Raw genomic sequence first — 18214 nt, 5'->3', positions numbered from 1 at the left:
CTCGCAAAAGTCATCCTACATGGCCGGATCGACAGAGATCGACGGCAGTACGTCCGCCGGATGTTTGTCGCGATGCTCGACGTATTCGACGATCGTATGGTCCGGATGTCGCACCAGCATGTTTCGCCCCGTCGGCACCGGCTTGGGCGCCTCCAGCACAGTCGCGCCGACCGTCGGGAGATGGGCGGCGAATGCGTCAATATCCTCGACCATGAACGTCATGTGGGTTGCGGTGAACCGCTTCAGGCTCTGCTCGGTTCCGGCGATGAACAGGATTGATGCAACCTGCGCCAGTCTCAGGTCGTACTCGGGATAATCGAAGCGAAGGCGCGCCTTTTGACCGACCAGAGCCTCATAGAAAGCGACGGCCGCATCCAGTTGATCCAGTGGCAGACAACGCCGGGTCAGGATGTTGAGTACTTTCATGGGAGAACTCCTTGATCGCTACTCAAGATCGGATCGCTCGCTCCGATGTCAAGCGCGTGCGCGGGACGTAGCGTCTGCGAGCCGGCTGTAGAGACGAATTCTTATGCATCACTCGGGCGTGTCGTCCTGTTGTTGCAAGGGGCCAGCCATTTTTGAAAAGACTATCTTGCCGCAACCGCCTAGCATGTCTGCGTTATTGCCATCGTGAGCCGCCTGAACAGCGTGCGATCGCCGATTATCGTCAATCAGCTTGGCCCGGACATCCGTGCCGCGCTGGCCGATCACTGGTCGCGCCCGCTGATCATCGATCATCCTGCCGATCGCGCGCCATGGGAGGTTGCCCCGGAGGCGGACGTGCTGGTGACGCGGCCGCTGGCAGGCTGGCACAAGGCGCCTGCGGACAAGCCCGCGGGCTGGCCGTTCGGCCTGCGCTGGATCCAGACCGCATCGACGGGCGTCGATTTCTTTCCGGCGTGGCTGCTCGACGGTCCCGTGGTCACGGTCGGCCGCGGCATCTCGGCCGATCCGATCGCGGAATATGTCCTTGCGGCGATCCTCGGCTTCGAAAAGCGCATCCACGACATCCGGCCGCGCAGCCGCGAGCAGTGGAAGATCACCCCGCTGGGCTCGCTCAGCGGCAAGACGATCGGGATCGCAGGCTTCGGTGCCATCGGCCGCGCTGTCGTCGAGCGCGTCAAGCCGTTCGGCGTCAACATCCGGGTCCTGCGGCGGTCGTCCTGGCCATATGTCCTTCCGGGCGTCCAGCCGGTCGACAGCATCGAGCAATTGGTCGAGGTTTCCGATCATCTCGTCCTCGCTCTGCCGGCGACGACGAAGACGACGCGTCTCATCAACGCCGACGTGCTGGCGCACGCCAAGACTTCGCTGCATCTGATCAATGTGGCGCGCGGCCGGATCATCGACCAGGGCGCTCTGCTGCAAGCGCTCGACGAAGGAAAAATTGCCGGCGCGACGCTCGATGTCACGGATCCCGAGCCGCCGCCGGAGGGCGATCCGATCTATAGCCATCCCAAGGTCGTCCTGACCCCGCACGTTTCGTGGACGGGAGGAGAGGACGTCAAACGGCTGGCCGACAAGACGCTGGTCAACCTCGACGCCTATGCGCATGGCGTGCCGCTGGCCGACGTCTTCGACAAGAATCTCGAATACTAGAAAAGGAGCCGCAACAATGAACAAGGTCGTCGAGAAGCCCAAGAAATACTCCCTGGTCGAGCGCACGCCGGCCGCGTCGTTCGAGGAGGAGCGCCTGCACCGCAAGCAGCGGCTTGCCGCGACGTTCCGGCTGTTTTCGCGCTACGGTTTCGATCAGGGGCTCGCGGGCCACGTCACGGTGCGCGATCCGGAGTTTCCCGAGCGGTTCTGGATCAATCCGCTGTCGAAGCATTTCAGCCAGATCAAGGTGTCCGACCTTCAGCTCGTCGACCACGACGGCAACATCCTGATCGGCGACAAGCCGATCAACCAGGCCGGCTTCGTTATTCATTCGGCGATCCACGCCGCGCATCCGGAGGTGATCGCGGCCGCTCATACCCATTCGACTTACGGCAAGGCCTGGTCGGCACTCGGCCGCCTGCTCGATCCGCTGACGCAGGACTCCTGCGCTTTCTACGAGGATCACGTGCTGTTCGATCCCTTCTCCGGCGTCGTGCTGGAGGCGGAAGAGGGTCGCAAGATCGCGCAGGCATTGGGTTCGAAGAAGGCCGCGATCCTGCAGAATCACGGCCTGCTCACGGTGGGACCGACCATCGAGGCGGCCGCGTGGTGGTACATCGCGATGGACAATGTCGCACGCGCCCAGCTGCTTGCCGAGGCCGCCGGCACGCCAAAGCCGATCCCGCATGAGATCGCGAGCCTGACCTCGCGGCAGGTCGGTACGCACAAGGGCGGTTATTTCAGCTTCCAGCCGCTGTGGGACTGGATCACCGAGGCGGAGCCGGATCTGTTCAACTAGGATCGAGGCTTCCGAGCGAGACGGTTGCCCGGCTCGCCGAATTGCGCCACGCCGTGACATCGTGAGATATTGTAGCCAGCGGCTTGTCTCGTTCGCGCAAGCCGGCGCGACAACGGTGAGGAGCACGGCGACATGGCTAATGGTCTGCCAAACGAGGTTGAAGTCATTACCTTGTTCGTCGACGAGATTGCGTCGTCGAAAGCTTTTTACGCTAGGGTCTTCGCACCTGAAGTCGTCTGGGAAGATGCGGTCTCATCCGTGCTTAGATTTGGTGGACTCCTGATCAATCTTCTCGACGTGTCTCAGGCGCCTCCTCTCGTTGAGCCGTTGCCCGTTGGGAAGTCTTCTGCAGGAGCGCGGGTCTTGTTGACAATCAGGGTTCGTGACGTCGATCAAGTGTACACGACCCTTCGGGAGATCGGTGTCGATCTGCTCAATGGGCCGGTCGATCGCCCTTGGGGAAGGCGAACCGCGTCCTTTGCCGACCCTTCTGGTCATGTCTGGGAGATCGCACATGTGATTGAACCGCGATAGAGAGCGCTTACAGCGATTTGGCTGACCGCCTCTGTGAACCTAAAGCGAATGGTTGCCGAGTCGCGCTGCCAGCTCCGCGCATTGCTGCCGGATATCGGGAACAGCGATGATCTCCCAGAACGCGGCCCGCGTCAGCGGGCCGACGGCGTAGAGGCGGCGAGAGGGAGACCCGTCACGATTGACGATCGCACACTCGCGCGTGACGTCGATACCGATCCGCAGCGGATCGATGCGGGCAAGGCCGTCGTCGAGCAGGCTGCGCACGGCCGGGTTGGTGCTGGCGCCTGGATCCCGGACGATGCCGGTGCAGTCGACGATGGCTCCGACTTGCAGCTCGGACGTTTCGCTTTGGCCGCGCCTGCGGTAGCGAACGATAGCGCCGCCGGGGTTAGGTGCGATGGTGGTGAGTTTGCCGGCGATGATCGTCAGTCGCCTTGTCGCGAGAGCCTCCGTGATGCGAGCTTCGACCTCCGGCGCGGTGCGGTGGCGATGAACATCCCACCAGGCGCGGGCGTGTTCGAGGAATCGGCGCCTGGATCTCAACGGAAGCTCGTGCCAAAGCCGCTGGGTGAAGGGCCTGATCGCGTCGATTGTACCGCGCCAGTCGCCACCCTCGGCGACATGCATTTCGACCCGATGACGAAACCAGCGCAACAGCGGCCCGATTTCGGCGCCGAACGGAATCTCGCTCTCGGCGAAGCGCATCGGATCGACGCGTCGATGAGCCCTCGGCAGCAGGCCCCGCCGCGACACGGCGACGATCCGCCCCTGATGTCCGTGTCGGAGCAGCGACAAGACATAGTCGACCATTGAGAGGCCGGTTCCCAAGATCAACACGGTCGCGTTCGCGTCGATGCCGGCGTCAGTGGGTGAGGCCCAGGGTTCGGCATGGCCAGCCAGCAGCGGTGCTGCGGCATCATGGCCGGTCGCGAGAATGGCCGTAGTGCCGGTGATGCGAGTTCCGTCCGCGAGCGTGACTGCGACGTCGGACGGATTTTCGCGGATGGTTGCGCACTCGCCGCGCACGATGGTCAAGCCTCGCGCCGGGTCGGCCGCCGACATCAGCGGTGCGATCAAATCGGCGAGGTAGTCCCCGTAGGTCTGCCGGGGTACGAAGCAGTAGGGATCGGGACACAGCGGCCCGCCGGGCCGTGCACACAGCCAGTTCCAGAAATGTTCGGGATCGTCGGGCAGCGCGCTCATATTCGTCACGCGCACATTGAGCAGATGTTCGGGATTGCCTGCATGATAGGCAAGGCCGCGGCCGATCTCGGGCCGTTTCTCGATCAACGTGACACGGACATGGGGTGGGTTGGTTTTCAGGAGTTGATAAGCGAGAAGGACGCCGCTGGCGCCCCCGCCGATGACGATCGCATGCCGCCCCTCCGGACCCATCGTGCCGCCCCCGTTTTGATCGTTCGGTCAACGTCCCAGGACTGCGATTGGTTCTACGTCTCAAATGCGTTGATAGTCGGACAAGTGCGATATTCTCTTCTTCGGCAAATCAAGAGTGGCGACACTCTGTTGAGTGGCCCTTTGTTGGAACTATCTTGTCAGAATTCCTTGCAAACCCGATTGACCAATTCGATGAACCAGCGCAACGCCGGGTCGGCCACGGCGCGGCGCGCGTGGAGGAGGTCGATGGTGAATGCCTCCACATCGTAGGGAACTGGAACGATGGATACGCCGGCGGCTGTAGCGAAGCGGCGTGCGACGCGCTCGGCCATGGTCGCCACGAGATCCGTGCCTGCGACCGCGAACGGCACCGCGACGACGTGAGCGAGTGTGATCGCTGTGCGCCGTTTACGAGCTGGCGCTTCGTCTGGCGCTGTTGATCAAGCGCGGAGGGCGTCGCTTTTCTGCTCCGCCGGCATGCGGCGCCAGTGCTGGTGGCCCATGGCGGCGTGGTCGACCGGGTCATCGTTGCCGCGCTCCTCGTCTTTGCGGTGGCGACGATGGCCCGCATTCGCACGCAGATCGCGGCGGATGCGCAGGCCGCCACGCTCTGCCTTGGGCTCGCCTTTGCCTGCAACGTTGCCCTTCAAGCTGCGGGTGCCGTGCTGTTGCCGGGCAATTTGGGCCAGCGACTGACCGTCGGGCTCATCCTCGGCAATCGCAATGTCGGCCTGGTCTGGTCGGCGCTCGGCGCTGCCGCCTCGCCGCGCATGGCCCTATACTTTGCAGCGACGCAATTGCCGATCTACATCCTGCCACGTCTGATCGAGACCTTGATCGGCCGTGACAAACGAAGGGCCAGAGCATGACCACATCCCGTCTCACCCGCGAACACGCCGCGCATTTCGCTCGTATCGCGCTCGGCCATGTCGGGCGCGAATATCCCAACAATGTTGACCACGCGCTTGCTGGACCTGCGGATGCCCGCACGCCGAGCGAGCTGCACCCGATCTTCTACGGCAGCTACGACTGGCACTCCTGCGTCCACAGTTACTGGATGCTGGCGCGACTGCTGCGCCGCTTTCCGGATGTCGCAGCGGCGTCCGATATCCGTGCGCTGTTCGATGCGCAGTTTGTCCCCAACAAGGTCGCGGCCGAGTGCGCCTACTTTGCTCGCCCGACTGCCCGCGGCTTCAAGCGGCCATATGGCTGGGGCTGGCTCCTGAAGCTCGCGACTGAATTGATGCTCCACGCCGATGATCGTTGGAGCCGCAATCTCGCGTCGCTGGCCGAAATCATCGCACAGCGCTTTCGCGACTTCCTGCCGCTGTCGCCTTATCCCGTGCGCGTCGGCACGCATTTCAATACGGCGTTTGGCTTGCGGATGGCGGCAGACTACGCCGGTATCAAAGCCGATGACGGGCTCGCCAGGCTGCTGCGCGAGACCGGCTTGCGCTGGTATGGCGAGGATCGCGACTGCCCGGCCTGGGGCGAGCCGAGCGGCGACGACTTCCAGTCCTCGGCCCTCATCGAGGCCGAGTGCATGCGGCGCCTATTGCCTCCAGACGCGTTCCTGCCCTGGTTCGATCGGTTTTTGCCGCGGCTCGTCGAAAAGCAGCCGGCAACGCTATTCCGGCCCGCGACCGTCACCGATCGCACGGACGGCAAGATCGCCCATCTCGACGGACTTAATCTCAGCCGGGCCTGGTGCTGGCGTTCTCTCGGCGACGCGTTGCCGGCAGGCGATCCCCGTCGCGCCATTGCTCACGAAGCGGCACGCGAGCATCTGGCTGCGGGCCTTCCCCATATCGCCGAGCATTATATGGGTGAGCACTGGCTCGCGAGCTTTGCCGTGCTTGCGCTGGATGACGAGAAGTAAGCGGGCAGGCGCCCTCTGCGGTTACTCAATCCGCAGTCGCCAACTGCCGAAGGCGCGGGTGCGGCAGGTGTGCGGCGCCGGCGACACCTGACGGGATCGACGCCAGCAGCGACCTCGTATAGGGCTGCCGGGGATTGTCGAAGATCTCGGTGACAGCCCCGTGCTCGACGATGCGCCCGCGCTGCATCACCGAGACGGTGTGGGCGAGTTGGCGCACCAGCGCGAGGTCGTGAGAGACGAACACATAGGTTAGGCCAAGGTTGACCTGTAGCGAGAGCAGGACTTCGACGATGTCAGCCTGGACGCTGACGTCGAGCGCGGAGGTGGGCTCGTCGAGCACGATCACATCAGGCTTGAGGACCAGCGACCGGGCGATGGCGACGCGCTGGCGCTGACCGCCTGACAGGGCTTGCGGCTTGCGGGAGAGCAGGTGCTCGCCGAGCCCGACGTCGGCCAGCGCCTCGCGAACCCGCTCGTCGCGCTCCTTGCGGGTTCCGATTCCGAATCGATCGAGCGGCTCGCGCACAAGATGCTCGACCGTCCAGGTCGGATCGAGCGACGTGAATGGGTTCTGATAGACCAGCTGAAGGTGGCGCCACACCGAACGTAGCTCATCGGGCGAGCGACCGGTGATCTGCTCGTCTGCGACCGAGATGGTCCCGGTGTCGGGTTGCTCGAGGCCCAGCAGCAGCCGGACCGCCGTGGTCTTGCCCGAACCGGACTCGCCGACCAGCGCGTGCGTGGTGCCGGCCGGGACGGTGAACGACAAATCGTCGACGGCGGTCAGCGTCTTGCCATCGACAGTGAAGGTCTTGGTGACAGCGCTGACCTTGATCTTCGGTGTCGCGCCGGCGCCGGTCTTGAGGGCTCGGATGCCGGTGTCGCGCAGCGCGGCGTAGCGGTCGGGGTTGAGGGCCGGGACATCCGCGCGCAGCTTCCTTGCGTAGGCCGACGCCGGCGCGGCGAAGACAGAAGCGGTTCGGCCGGCCTCCTGGATGATGCCGTCCTTGAGCACGACGAGCGCGTTCGCTCGCTCGGCGGCGATCGCGAGGTCGTGAGTAATGAGCAGCAGGCTGATCTTGAGGTCGTGCTGCAGCCGCGTGAGCAGGTCGAGGATCCGCTTCTGGATCGTGACGTCGAGCGCGGAGGTCGGCTCGTCCGCGACCAGCAGTGTCGGCCGTGGAAGGATCGCCAGGCCAATCAGCACGCGCTGGAGCATGCCGCCGGACAGCTGGTGCGGGTAGGAGTCGTAGACACGCCGGGGGTTGTCGAGCCCGACCTCGGCGAACGTCTCCAGGATGAGCCGCTTGCGGACCGCCCTGTCGGGCTCGTCGAGGAGCGCGGCCGCCTCGTGTGCCTGGGCACCGATCGTGCGCACCGGGTTGAGCGCGTTAGCGGGGTCCTGCGGGACGAATCCGATGGCTCGCCCCCGCAGCGGCCGGAAGCCGCGCTCGGATATCCCGAGCACCTCCTGGCCGTCGAACGCGACGCGGCCGGTTGCGTGTCCGCTGCTCGGGAGCAGCCGCAGTACTGCGCGGGCGATGGTCGACTTGCCCGAGCCGGACTCCCCGATGAGGGCGAGGCTCTCGCCGCGGCCCAGTTCGAACTCCGCATTGGTCACGACCTCATTCGGCCCGTAGGAGACCGACAAGCCGTTGACGCGGAGAAGCGGAATCGGGCGCAGCGGCACCGGCGCGACAAGCTCGGCGCGCGTGAGTGTGTTGGTGGTCAGTCTGTCGTGCGAAGCCATCGGCTGATCCTGTTCACGGAGAGCACTGTCGCGATCGTGACGAAGGCGGGCGCGTACACCAGCCACGGCCATTTCAGGTAGTCCTTGCCGATCGAGATCAGCAGGCCCCAGTCGGAGGCGGGCGGGGGATCGCCGTAACCGAGGAAAGCAAGGCTCGCGATCACCAGGATCGACAGGCCGAATTGCAACACCGCGAGCGGGAGCACCGAGCGCGATGCGTTCGGCAACACGTGTCGCAACAGGATGTGCCGGCGTGAGCCGCCCATCAGAAACGCCGCCTCGACGAAAATCGCTTGCCGGGTCTTGATGACTTCCGAACGCATCACCCGCGCGAACACCGCCACCGCCGAGACGCCGGTCGCAATGGCGGCGTTCGTGGTGTCGAAACCGATCGCGGTGACGACGATCACCGCCAGCAGGAAGTTCGGGATTGCCAGCAGCACGTCGACCAGGCGGGCGAGCACGATGTCCACCCAGCCGCCGAGGAAGCCCGCCAGCAGGCCGATGAGGCCGCCGGCAACAGTGGCGATGACGACGGCGATGAGCGCGCTCGTCACCGAGGAAGCCGTGCCATAGACGACCCGCGTGTAGAGGTCGCGGCCCAAATGGTCGGTGCCGAACCAGTGCGTCGTGCCGGGGCCAAGCAGCTTGTCAGCGGGGACACCGACGACCGGATTATGACTCGTGAACAAGCCCGGCGCCAGCGACCAGGCGATCACAAGCGCGATGACCGCGAACGAGAGCGCGACGGTCGGCGGCACCCGGAGGCCCGTCAGCCGGCTGATCGCCGCGACGCGCGACGCGGAGGAGACGGATGCGAGAGTCATGACGTCACCGCCTGGGACGTGGCAGTGGAGCTGTCGTCAGCGGTGGTCGGGCGATACTTGGGACCGCCGATCAGCTTCACGCGCGGGTCGAGCAGCGGGTAGACGAGGTCGGCGATCAAATTGACGAGCACGAACACTACCGCCGCGAGCGAGACGACCGCCTGCAGGACAGGCAAATCCTGCGTGCTCACCGAACGCTGCACCAGGCTGCCGATACCGGTGCGTCCGAACACCGTCTCGGTGATCAGCGAACCGCCGAGCAGTTCCCCGATGGCGAGGGCGATGACGGTGACCACCGGGAGCGAAGACGGCTTGAGCAGGTGTTTTGCGAACAGGCGCATCTGCCCGAGCCCGCGGCCGCGCGCGACTGCGGCGTACTCCTGCTCGGATTCGTTGTCGAGGTTCGCGATGAGCACCTCGGCGATCCGCGCGGAGACGGGGATGCCGAGCGCGACCGCGGCGAAGAGAGTGGCCCAAAAGCTGTTCGGCGCAATCACGCGGAAGAGGCCGAGCTGAAACCCGAAGATGTGGATTAGCGCCAGGCCGATCACGAAGTTGGGCACCGACAGGAACAACGATGGGAGGCCCCGCAGCAAGCCCTGGCCGAACCGTTTCGGAAGAAATTGCGTGCCGTAGCCAATCGTCACCGCCAGCAGCAGCGCGATAACGAAGGCCGCGGACGCGAGGATCAACGTTGAAGGGAGCACCTCGGCGATCAGGGTTGTGACGGGTCGGTTGGACCGCATCGACAGGCCGAGATCGCCTGTCACGAAGTGGGACAGCGATGTCCAGAGCTGGACCGGGATCGGCTGGTCCAGGCCCTGGGCGGCGACGATTGCCTTTATCTCGTCCTCGGTGAACCCATTCTGCGGGTCGCGCAGCACGTTGGTGATGGGGTCGCCGGGCAGAATACTGACGACAACAAAGGTGAAGACGTAAGTCAGCAGGATGACGACGATGGCCTGGGTCAAGCGCTTCGCGGCATAGGACAGGTAGGCGCCTCTCATGCCGGTTGCCTCCTTAAATTGCCTGGTTGCACTGCGCCTTACTCGCCTATCGTCGCCGTGTAATAGCTGGCGTAGGCGATGCCGTTGTAGACCTCTCCCTTGAGCTTCGGAGACTGCACGTAGATACGCTGGACGATCTGCGTGCGTGGAATGAAGTAGCCCTGCTCGAGGACGTAGGTCTGGAGCTGGTCGAGGAGCGGATCACGGATTTCGGTCGAGGCAGCGCCGGCGATCTTGTCGCGCAGCTCGTTGAGCTGCTTGTCGCTGTCGCCGAGGTTGAACCAGTTCTCGCCGTTGTTGGCGTCGGTGAGGATGCTGGCCACGGTGCCGGCGTCGATGAAGCTGCGCGTCACCTCGTAGGCCGGCACGGCCGGCCCGCCGAACCTGACCTTCTCGCCGAACGTCACGACGTCGTAGGCGCGGATGGTGACCTTCCAGCCGATCTTGCCGAGTTGCTGGGCGATGAGCTCGTCGATCGATTTCGCCGTCGCGAGATAAGGATTGGAGTAGAGCGTCAGCGTCAACTGCTTGCCGTCCCTGGTCCGGATGCCGCCAGCGCCCTTGGTCCAGCCCGCCTCGTCGAGAAGCTTTTCGGCCTTGCCGGGATTGTAGGCCAGGAGGTCGCTATGGTCGGTCGCACCGGGGACGTTGCTCTGGATAAAAGACGTCGCCAGCTTCCAGTCAGGTGTATAGACGGTATCGATGATTTCCTTCCGGTTGATGCCGGCCTGAAGGGCCTGCCGTACCTTCGCGTCGTTGTACGGCTCCAGCCTGGTGTTGATCGCCAGGCCGTTCACGAAGCCGAGATAGCGCGGTGTCGCAATCGTAAATCCGGCGTCCTTGAGGGACTTCAATTCCTGCGGCGAGGGGCTGTAGGCGACATCAGCTTGTCCAGATTGGACAGCGGCGACCCGCAGCGACGGCTCCGATACAAGCTTGTACGTGATCGAATTGAGGTAGGCCGGGCCGGTGTGACCGACTGCGGCGGGACCCCAATTGTAGTCCTTGCGCTTGACCAGCTTGACGAAGTCGCCCTCCTTCCAGGACTCGACCAGATACGGGCCGCTGCCGGATGTCTTGGCCAGATCAGCCTGCTGGGCGGCGGGTTGCGCGATGCTCTTTGGCGAGATGAGGATGGAGCCATGGTAGCCGAGCGTCGGGATGAACCCGAGTGTCGGCGCCTTGAAGACAACCTTCACGGTGGTTGCGTCGACAGCCTCGGCACGGTCGTAGGTCTTCGGGAAGAGGCCAACTGGGTTGATGCCCTCGCTCTTCCGTCCGGCGTACCAGATGTCGAGATTAGCGACGACAGCCGATGCGTCGAGTGCGCTGCCATCGGAGAACGTCACACCTTTCTTGAGGTGCAGGGTGAAGTGGGTGGCGTCGCTGCTCTGCTCCCAGCTCTCGGCGATCCAGGGACTGACCTTCCCCTCGGCATCGACATAGACGAGCTTGTCGGTCACGTGGCCCCAGATGTGGCCCTGGAAGCTGGAGATGGAGCTGTTGTTCGGAATCCAGGTGCCGCCGAGCGAGTCGATGAGGAAGGTGATGTCACCGACATTCTTCTGAGCGCCGGCACTCCGAGCTGGAGACAATCCCGCCATTGCCGTCAAGGCGGCGGCTGTCACCGCGGAGAGGGTGACTAACAGCCGTCGCCGGGAATGCGAGAACGAGGAGAAGCGTGCAGTCATGGATAGCTCCTGATGATCGGCGGCGTCGATCGGGTCACAGTTTGCGTATCTGAGAAGATGCACAGGAGAAGCGAAATGAAGAGGCGTGGCCATTCCAAATTTCGCCTGAGACGGACAACAAATGCGTCTGGATAGGGGCAATGAGCGCGATAGTCGTTTTGTCTCCGACATAAAACGCGCTCGATCGACGTTGGCACATGACCGAACACGCCAACGATTGCTGCCTCGGTCGCGCATGAGTTCGAATTCAGCTTCGAGACAATCCTCTCGAGTACGTGATGTCGCGCGGCGCATCGCCAAATTGAAAAGACATTCTGCAAATGGCCGCGCGCGGTAGAACGGCACTGATGCCGAACGGCGAAAAATGAATTTTGCTACCATCGAATTGCGCGCCGGAGTTTGCGAAGGTGGCGCCGTCTCAGGTGAGACGGAGCAAATTCGATTTCATGACGGATGCGTCGCTACTTTCCAGGCCTGTCGATGCGACAGCGTCGCCTGCGGCCGGTCGCACGGAACCATTCCCCCGTGCCGGCGAATCCGTGGTGACGGTTGTGGCCGACGTTACGCGTCCGTCGGAGCCGTCACGAGCGCGCGCACGTGGCCTGTCATGGCGCTCGTTCGCTCTGCCCTGGCTCTTGCCGCTCGGCCTGCTTTTCGTCTGGCAGTTCCTCTCGACGACGGGGATTGTGTCTACGGCGATCGTGCCGGCTCCGTCCGATATCTGGGACGCTGCGCAGCAGCTTGCCGAGCGCGGCGAATTGCAGCACGATATCCTCATCAGCCTTCGCCGGGTTGCCATCGGCTTCAGCATTGGCGCCCTCGGTGGGCTGCTGTTCGGATTGGCCGTTGGGCTGTTCGAGCCATTGCACGATCTTTTCGATCGCTCGCTGCAGATGATCCGGACCATTCCGCACCTGGCACTGGTGCCGCTGATGATCCTCTGGTTCGGAATCGGGGAGGAACCGCGGCTCATTCTGGTCGCGATGGGTTCGCTCTTCCCGGTCTACATCAACACGGTCGGGGGCATCTGCAATGTCGATCCCAAACTGATCGAACTCGGAAAGTCCTACGGACTTGGCCGCGCCGAACTGGTCTGGTCGATCATTCTGCCGGCGGCGCTGCAGCCGATCCTGGTCGGCATGCGCTATGCGCTCGGAGTGGCCTGGCTCACTCTGGTCGTGGGTGAAACGATCGCGTCGCGGGACGGGGTTGGATATCTCGTGCAGAACGCCCGTGAGCTACTACGCATCGACATCATCGTGCTCGCCATCATTCTTTACGCCATCGCAGGCTGGCTGTCGGATCTCATCACGCGCTTGATCGAACGGCGGCTCTTGCGCTGGCATCCGAACTATGCGGATCGGGTGAAGGCATGAGCGGAGCTAGCGTCAGCCTGCGCTCGGTCGGCAAATCGTTCGCCGGCCGCACGGTCCTTGACGATGTCGATCTCGACATCGCCGCCGGCCAGTTCGTCTCGATCATCGGACCCAGCGGAGCCGGCAAGTCGACACTCCTGCGCCTCGTCGCGGGGCTGGACGCGCCCTCGGGCGGTCGCATCGAGCTCCGCGCAACGGGCCGCAAGGCGGACGTGCGCATGATGTTCCAGGAGGATCGTCTGCTGCCGTGGCGGAGCGTCCTCCGCAATGTGCTGCTGGGCATCAAGGGCAGGAAGCAGGACGCGGGGCGCATCCTCGACGCCGTCGGGTTGCAGGGACGCGAAAGCGAGTTTCCGATCGGGCTGTCGGGCGGCCAGCGCCAGCGTGTGGCGCTGGCGAGGGCGCTGATCCACGAGCCGGACCTGTTGCTGCTCGACGAGCCGTTCGGCGCGCTCGACGCCATCACCCGAGCCGCGATGCAGTTGCTGCTGGAGCAGTTGCTCGTCGCGCGGCCCCGCACCGTCGTGCTGGTGACGCACGACGTCGAGGAAGCGTTGCTGCTCTCCGATCGTGTGCTCCTGGTCAAGGATGGCGGCATCGCGCGCGACTTGATTTTCGATCAGCCGCGCCCCCGGCATCGCGGCGATCCGGCACTGGCGACCCTGAAGGAAGAGCTGCTCGACGGTCTGCTCACGGCCGAGCGCGACTTGGCCGCCGTTGCATGAACAGACGAAAGGATGAAGACATGACGTTTATTGACTCGACGGGCGATCGCGCTGGCATCTCGCGGCGAACGCTGTGGTCGGTTGGCGCGGGACTTGCCGTAGCCTCGACAGGCGTCCGCGTATTGCCGCGCGCGAATGCTGCCGATGCAGTGCCGCCGCAACTGACCGTCGCGGTCATCGGAGACGGCCGTACCGGCGTCTGGGCATCACTGCAGGCAGGCGTGGGTGGCCGCAATCTCGAGCAGGAACTCGGAACCAAGATCGTCTGGCAACCGGGCTTCACGGCATCGCTTCCGGTGATGGAGGCGATCAAGGCCGGCTCGGTCGATTTCACGTTCGCAACCGCGACCGCGGTCGTGAATGCTGTTCCGGCGCGTGTCCCGATCGTGCCGCTCGCGGCCTATCCGTTGCCCGTCGACGAAGTTGATTTCTTGGTGCAGGCCAATTCCCCGATCAAGACCGCGGCAGATCTGAAGGGCAAGAAGATCGCCCATCAGAATGGAACAACGGGGACCTACAGCCTGATCAAGTATCTGGAGACCGCCGGACTAAGATTGTCTGATGTCGCGGCCGTCAGCCTGAGCGGGGCGGATGCGTTTACGGCGTTCGCGCAAGGCAGCATCGACGGCTGGATTCACTGGCAGCCGGCCACGGCGCTCGCGCTGACCAAGCTCGGTGGCAAGGCGCGTCTGCTGCCCGACGTGAAGACCTATGACTATGCCTTCTACGTGGCGCGGAGTGACGTCGCTGTGAAGTATCCGCAGCTCTTCGCCAAGTTCGTGAAGATCATCCGGCAAACCCAGGCCTATATCTTCGCGCATCCCGCTGAATCCGTTGCGCTCTGGGCCTCGCAGGGTGGCTTTCCGTCGAACGGGACCGAGCAGGCCGTCTACGAGAAGCTCGTCCGCGAGGCCAGGCTGTCCGAGTCGACTGCGGTTGCGCTGAAGCCGATCGACGAAGCAGCAGCAGCGTCGACCCAGGATCTCGCCGACAATTTCCACGCGCTCGGCGTGCTCCCGAACAAGGTCGACGTCCGATCATTCCTGCTCGGCACACAGTTCGACGCCGCGAAGAAGGCCGTCGCGCTGGAGCTCGGCGCGTAAGCGGCGACGCCTAAACCAACAACAGAGAAATCATGATGAACGCTCAGACCGCCGAGACGGTGTCGATCACCTCTGCCACAATCGGTCAGTTCGGTCGCTATCTAGTCAGCGCGAGGACGAACCATTTCATTTCGGACCAACGTGTTGCCGTCGGCGGCCCAGGTGAGGCGATCACGGCTGGTGAACTGCTGCTGTCGTCTCTCGGCAGTTGCTCGCTCGGCCTCATCCAGAAGACGGCGAAAGAATCAGGAATCGTTCTGCGCGAGGCCGGATCCGACGTCTCGTTCCGGCGTCACGCCACCGATCCGACGCAGTACGAATGGATTCGCATCGCCGTGCGCCTGTCCGGCGTGACGGAGGGCGAGGCTGAAACGCTGGTGGCCGGTTTCACCGCCAACTGCCCGATCTACAACACGCTGAAGCGTGGCGGCCCCGTCGAGATCTCATGGACAGTGAGCTGACCCATGCCCGACAAGAAACTGCACCTTGCCGCCTTTGTCTCCGCGGGGCCGGTTTCCGGCAGCCACGCCGGTTGGCGGCATCCGAAGGCGGATGGCGACCTGCTGTCCGCCGCTTACTACCAGAATATCGGCCGGCTGCTGGAGCAGGGGCGCTTCGATCTTCTGTTCATTGCGGACATCCTCGCGATCCCGGACACTTTGGGCGGCAGCCTGGACAGCCAGCTTCGCTACGGCGCGCTGGGCGCGCTGCGGCTCGATCCACTGGTGGTGCTCTCGATCATCGCGGGTGCGACGAAGCATCTCGGGCTTGGGGCGACCATTTCGACGACCTACGCCCAGCCCTATGTGCTGGCGCGGGCGCTCGCAACGCTCGATCATCTCAGCGGTGGCCGTGCTGCCTGGAACATCGTCACCTCGTTTCAGGAGGCGGAGGCGCGCAATTTCGGCTTGACCGAGCAGCTCTCGCGCGAGGGGCGCTACGAGCGCGCCGACGAGTTTCTCGAGGTCGTGACCAAGCTGTGGAATTCGTGGGAGGATGGTGCGCTGGTCCGGGATCGCCAGACGCCGCTGTTCGCCGACCCTGCGCGGGTGCACCGGATCGACCATTCCGGCAAATGGTTCAACGTGCAAGGCCCGCTCAATGTCAGCCGGCCCCCGCAAGGACGTCCGGTCTTCATCCAAGCCGGCGCCTCCGATCGCGGCCGCGATTTCGCTGCGCGATGGGCCGAGATCATCTTCGTGACGCCGGGCCTCATCGATGTCGCCGTCGAATTCCGCAACGACTTGCGCGCCCGCGCGGTCCGTTTCGGCCGTGACCCTGATACAGTCAAGGTGTTGCCCGGCATCGTTCCGGTCATTGGCGACACGGAGAAGCAGGCCAAGGCGCTACACGACCAGCTCCACGAATTGTCGCATCCGGAGTCCGGTCTTTCGACTTTGTCCTATCATCTCGGCGTTGACCTCTCGCGCTTCCCGCAGGACGAGGTCCTGCCTGAGAATCTCGACGTTCCCGGCGTCGAAGGGCACTACCGTGAGGTCGCCGAGCTGACGCGCCGCTCGGGCTTGAGCCTTGCTGAGCTAGGACAGCGCTACGGCGCGGGGAGAACCACCAGCGGCTTCGCCGGCACGCCCAGCACGGTGGCTGATCGCATGCAGGAGTGGTTCGAGGCGGGTGCTTGCGACGGCTTCATGTTGCAGGTCCCATATCTGCCAGGCGGCTCGGAGGAGCTGGTCCACGGCCTCGTGCCGGAGCTGCAACATCGAGGGCTGTTCCGCACTGAGTACGACGGCTCGACCTTGCGCGATTCGCTCGGCTTGCCCCGGCCAGCGGGCTGAGGTCGGCCATGCCCACCCGACGCTATGCTCTTTAGCTTCAGCCACTCCCACGATACGCAGCTCAATGAGGTATCGTGATCGTGCGACGAATCTCCATTTACGGCCTGAAAAAACACGGCCTGCGACCAGCAAGTCATTGATAATGCCCAGTGCGCAGATAACTCTCAATCAGGGGCTTGGCCGGCGTCCACTCAGGCAACAAGCGCAGGAATCTCTTGTTCAATCAATCGCGAGAATCGGGTGTTGCGCCTCCCCGCAACCAACGATTCTTGCGAAAGCAAGGCACCCAAAACCCCGGCCTCCGCAAGGACGTCGGGGTTTTTCTTGTTCGCAGCGAACCGAAGGATCGCGGCCAGGTCGCCGCGCAGCACGATGCCCAGCTCTTCCGTATCGGGCACGAGCGTCACCTGATCGATCAAGGTGCGGACCACCTCAGCCGCCTCGGCCTTGCCATCCTCGTTTTGCAGGCTCTCGTAGAGCGCCGCGATCCGTTGGCGGTGAATCTCCGCCATGTTCGGATGTAGGAGGGGCGGCGGCTCCTCCGCATTCGCAAGCTGGTCTTTCAGCTCCGCCTTTCGGGCCTCAAGCCGCTTCATATCCCCGACGATGGCTTCGATCGGACCGCCAGCCTTGATAGCAGCCAGCAACTTTCCGAGTTCGCGCTCTATGCGTGGGAGCTCGTCTCGTATGGCAGCGAGGCCCGCTCCGCGCTCAATCCGCAAGCGGTTCACCTCGCGGGTGAACTCGTCGCAGAACTCTTTGAATAGCTCGGGCTCCATCAGGTGCGTCCGCAAGCCGCTCAGTACCGAGGCTTCCAGGGCGTCCCGCCTTATGTTCAGCCGGTTGTCGCAGGTGCCCTTATTCCGCGACGTCGCGCAGCCAAGCAGATCTTTCGAGATCATCGTATAGCCGCCGCCACAGCAGCCGCACTTGACCAGCCCGGCGAACAAGTGCTTCGGACGCCGCCGTTCGTTGAGCGCATTCTCGCCGGGCTCAGACGTCTCATAGGCGAGCGATTGTTGGCGGGTCTTCGCCGCATTCCAGACTTCCTGGTCGATGATGCGCATCACAGGCACTTCCTGAATCACCCACTCGGATTCAGGATTGAGACGTGACACCCGCTTTCCGGTATCCGGGTCTTTCAGATAGCGGAGCCGGTTCCAGACGAGGCGACCGACATACAGTTCGTTGTTGAGGATGCCGACGCCGCGCTTCGGATTCCCATGGATCGTCGATGGCCCCAATTCGGCGCCCTGTGGCCCAGGCACGCCTTCCTTGTTCAGTTCAAAGGCGATCGACGACTTGCCGGCAATATAGTCTGAGAAGAAACGGCGCACGACGGCAGCTTCCGCCTCGTCGATCGTTCGATCGCCGCGGATCGGTTCGCCATTTGCCGCGAACTGCTTCTCACCACGTCATAACCAAAGCACAGCCCGCCACCGGACTTGCCGTCCTCGACGCGGCCGCGCAGTCCGCGGCGCGTCTTGTCGGCCAGGTCCTTCAGCAAGAGCGCGTTCATCGTGCCCTTGAGACCGACATGCAGATGCGTCACGTCGCCTTCGGACAGCGTGACGATACGCACCCCTCCGAAGGCCATGCGCTTGAACAGTCCGGCGATAGGCGGCATCGAGAAGCCTCAGGAACTCGATGAACTCTCGACTGCGGTGGCGGTCTTTGACAAGAGCGTGGACCTTGCCAGTCAGCAGATCAATCCCAGCCAACAAGCTGAGCGT

The 18214-nt window shown here is 63.8% G+C and carries 19 protein-coding genes; 10 read left to right on the top strand and 9 right to left on the bottom strand.

Features of this window, described 5'->3' with window-relative positions; all coding sequences use genetic code 11:
- Positions 1-15 precede the first annotated feature (15 nt).
- Positions 16-426: a VOC family protein gene (locus ABID58_RS31230; RefSeq protein WP_354036688.1), complete on the bottom strand. Its 411-nt coding sequence runs from the start codon at positions 424-426 to the stop codon at positions 16-18.
- Positions 427-648: 222 nt separating this feature from the next.
- Here ABID58_RS31230 and ABID58_RS31225 point away from each other — a divergent pair, with 222 nt between their 5' ends.
- From ABID58_RS31225 to ABID58_RS31215, 3 genes are all read left to right on the top strand, one after another.
- The gene (locus ABID58_RS31225) at positions 649-1599 is read left to right on the top strand and encodes an NAD(P)-dependent oxidoreductase (protein WP_354036686.1); all 951 of its coding nucleotides are present in this window, start codon (positions 649-651) and stop codon (positions 1597-1599) included.
- Positions 1600-1615: 16 nt separating this feature from the next.
- Positions 1616-2398, top strand: a complete 783-nt coding sequence (locus ABID58_RS31220; protein WP_354036684.1) for a class II aldolase/adducin family protein — start codon at positions 1616-1618, stop codon at positions 2396-2398.
- A gap of 132 nt (positions 2399-2530) precedes the next feature.
- Positions 2531-2932: a VOC family protein gene (locus ABID58_RS31215; protein ID WP_354036682.1), complete on the top strand. Its 402-nt coding sequence runs from the start codon at positions 2531-2533 to the stop codon at positions 2930-2932.
- Between the two features lie 39 nt (positions 2933-2971).
- Here the strand turns inward: ABID58_RS31215 and ABID58_RS31210 are convergent, their stop codons facing one another.
- Both ABID58_RS31210 and ABID58_RS31205 read right to left on the bottom strand, forming a co-directional pair.
- Positions 2972-4327, bottom strand: a complete 1356-nt coding sequence (locus ABID58_RS31210) for an FAD/NAD(P)-binding protein (protein WP_354036681.1) — start codon at positions 4325-4327, stop codon at positions 2972-2974.
- A gap of 158 nt (positions 4328-4485) precedes the next feature.
- A complete protein-coding gene (locus ABID58_RS31205) occupies positions 4486-4698 on the bottom strand; it encodes a type 2 periplasmic-binding domain-containing protein (RefSeq protein WP_354036679.1) in 213 nt (70 codons plus the stop codon).
- Positions 4699-4815: 117 nt separating this feature from the next.
- Here ABID58_RS31205 and ABID58_RS31200 point away from each other — a divergent pair, with 117 nt between their 5' ends.
- Together ABID58_RS31200 and ABID58_RS31195 are read left to right on the top strand one after the other, a co-directional pair.
- A complete protein-coding gene (locus tag ABID58_RS31200; RefSeq protein WP_354036677.1) occupies positions 4816-5196 on the top strand; it encodes a hypothetical protein in 381 nt (126 codons plus the stop codon).
- On the top strand, positions 5193-6206 hold the full coding sequence (locus ABID58_RS31195) for a DUF2891 domain-containing protein (RefSeq protein WP_354036675.1): 1014 nt from the start codon (positions 5193-5195) through the stop codon (positions 6204-6206). The genes ABID58_RS31200 and ABID58_RS31195 overlap by 4 nt, the downstream gene beginning before the upstream one ends.
- A gap of 25 nt (positions 6207-6231) precedes the next feature.
- Here the strand turns inward: ABID58_RS31195 and ABID58_RS31190 are convergent, their stop codons facing one another.
- Genes ABID58_RS31190 through ABID58_RS31175 form a run of 4 tightly spaced genes read right to left on the bottom strand, consistent with a single transcriptional unit; the run spans position 6232 to position 11481 of the window.
- On the bottom strand, positions 6232-7956 hold the full coding sequence (locus ABID58_RS31190; RefSeq protein WP_354036673.1) for a dipeptide ABC transporter ATP-binding protein: 1725 nt from the start codon (positions 7954-7956) through the stop codon (positions 6232-6234).
- Positions 7935-8783, bottom strand: coding sequence for an ABC transporter permease (locus ABID58_RS31185; RefSeq protein ID WP_148750614.1), 849 nt, complete (start codon positions 8781-8783; stop codon positions 7935-7937). The genes ABID58_RS31190 and ABID58_RS31185 overlap by 22 nt, the downstream gene beginning before the upstream one ends.
- Positions 8780-9790, bottom strand: coding sequence for an ABC transporter permease (locus ABID58_RS31180; RefSeq protein ID WP_148750613.1), 1011 nt, complete (start codon positions 9788-9790; stop codon positions 8780-8782). The genes ABID58_RS31185 and ABID58_RS31180 overlap by 4 nt, the downstream gene beginning before the upstream one ends.
- A 38-nt stretch (positions 9791-9828) precedes the next feature.
- A complete protein-coding gene (locus ABID58_RS31175; protein ID WP_354036670.1) occupies positions 9829-11481 on the bottom strand; it encodes an ABC transporter substrate-binding protein in 1653 nt (550 codons plus the stop codon).
- Between the two features lie 446 nt (positions 11482-11927).
- Between ABID58_RS31175 and ABID58_RS31170 the strand changes: the two genes are divergently transcribed.
- Genes ABID58_RS31170 through ABID58_RS31150 form a run of 5 tightly spaced genes read left to right on the top strand, consistent with a single transcriptional unit; the run spans position 11928 to position 16481 of the window.
- Positions 11928-12857 (top strand): ABC transporter permease subunit, encoded by a 930-nt coding sequence (locus tag ABID58_RS31170; protein ID WP_354036668.1) that lies wholly within the window; start codon positions 11928-11930, stop codon positions 12855-12857.
- Positions 12854-13582, top strand: coding sequence for an ABC transporter ATP-binding protein (locus ABID58_RS31165; RefSeq protein WP_148750611.1), 729 nt, complete (start codon positions 12854-12856; stop codon positions 13580-13582). The genes ABID58_RS31170 and ABID58_RS31165 overlap by 4 nt, the downstream gene beginning before the upstream one ends.
- Before the next feature lie 20 nt (positions 13583-13602).
- A complete protein-coding gene (locus tag ABID58_RS31160) occupies positions 13603-14685 on the top strand; it encodes an ABC transporter substrate-binding protein (RefSeq protein WP_354036666.1) in 1083 nt (360 codons plus the stop codon).
- 32 nt (positions 14686-14717) lie between these two features.
- Entirely contained in the window at positions 14718-15146 is a 429-nt protein-coding gene (locus ABID58_RS31155) for an OsmC family protein (RefSeq protein ID WP_246229777.1), read from the top strand.
- A gap of 3 nt (positions 15147-15149) precedes the next feature.
- Positions 15150-16481, top strand: coding sequence for an LLM class flavin-dependent oxidoreductase (locus tag ABID58_RS31150; RefSeq protein ID WP_354036665.1), 1332 nt, complete (start codon positions 15150-15152; stop codon positions 16479-16481).
- A gap of 191 nt (positions 16482-16672) precedes the next feature.
- On the opposite strand, the gene ABID58_RS31145 is transcribed toward ABID58_RS31150, so the two are convergent.
- Both ABID58_RS31145 and ABID58_RS31140 read right to left on the bottom strand, forming a co-directional pair.
- Positions 16673-17818, bottom strand: coding sequence for a recombinase family protein (locus ABID58_RS31145; protein ID WP_354036663.1), 1146 nt, complete (start codon positions 17816-17818; stop codon positions 16673-16675).
- Positions 17761-18063, bottom strand: coding sequence for a hypothetical protein (locus ABID58_RS31140; RefSeq protein WP_354036662.1), 303 nt, complete (start codon positions 18061-18063; stop codon positions 17761-17763). The genes ABID58_RS31145 and ABID58_RS31140 overlap by 58 nt, the downstream gene beginning before the upstream one ends.
- Between the last annotated feature and the right edge of the window lie 151 nt (positions 18064-18214).

It is taken from the genome of Bradyrhizobium sp. S3.2.6 (genome assembly GCF_040546885.1).
Taxonomy (GTDB): Bacteria; Pseudomonadota; Alphaproteobacteria; order Rhizobiales; family Xanthobacteraceae; genus Bradyrhizobium; species Bradyrhizobium cytisi.
This window is presented reverse-complemented; position numbering and strand designations above follow the sequence as displayed.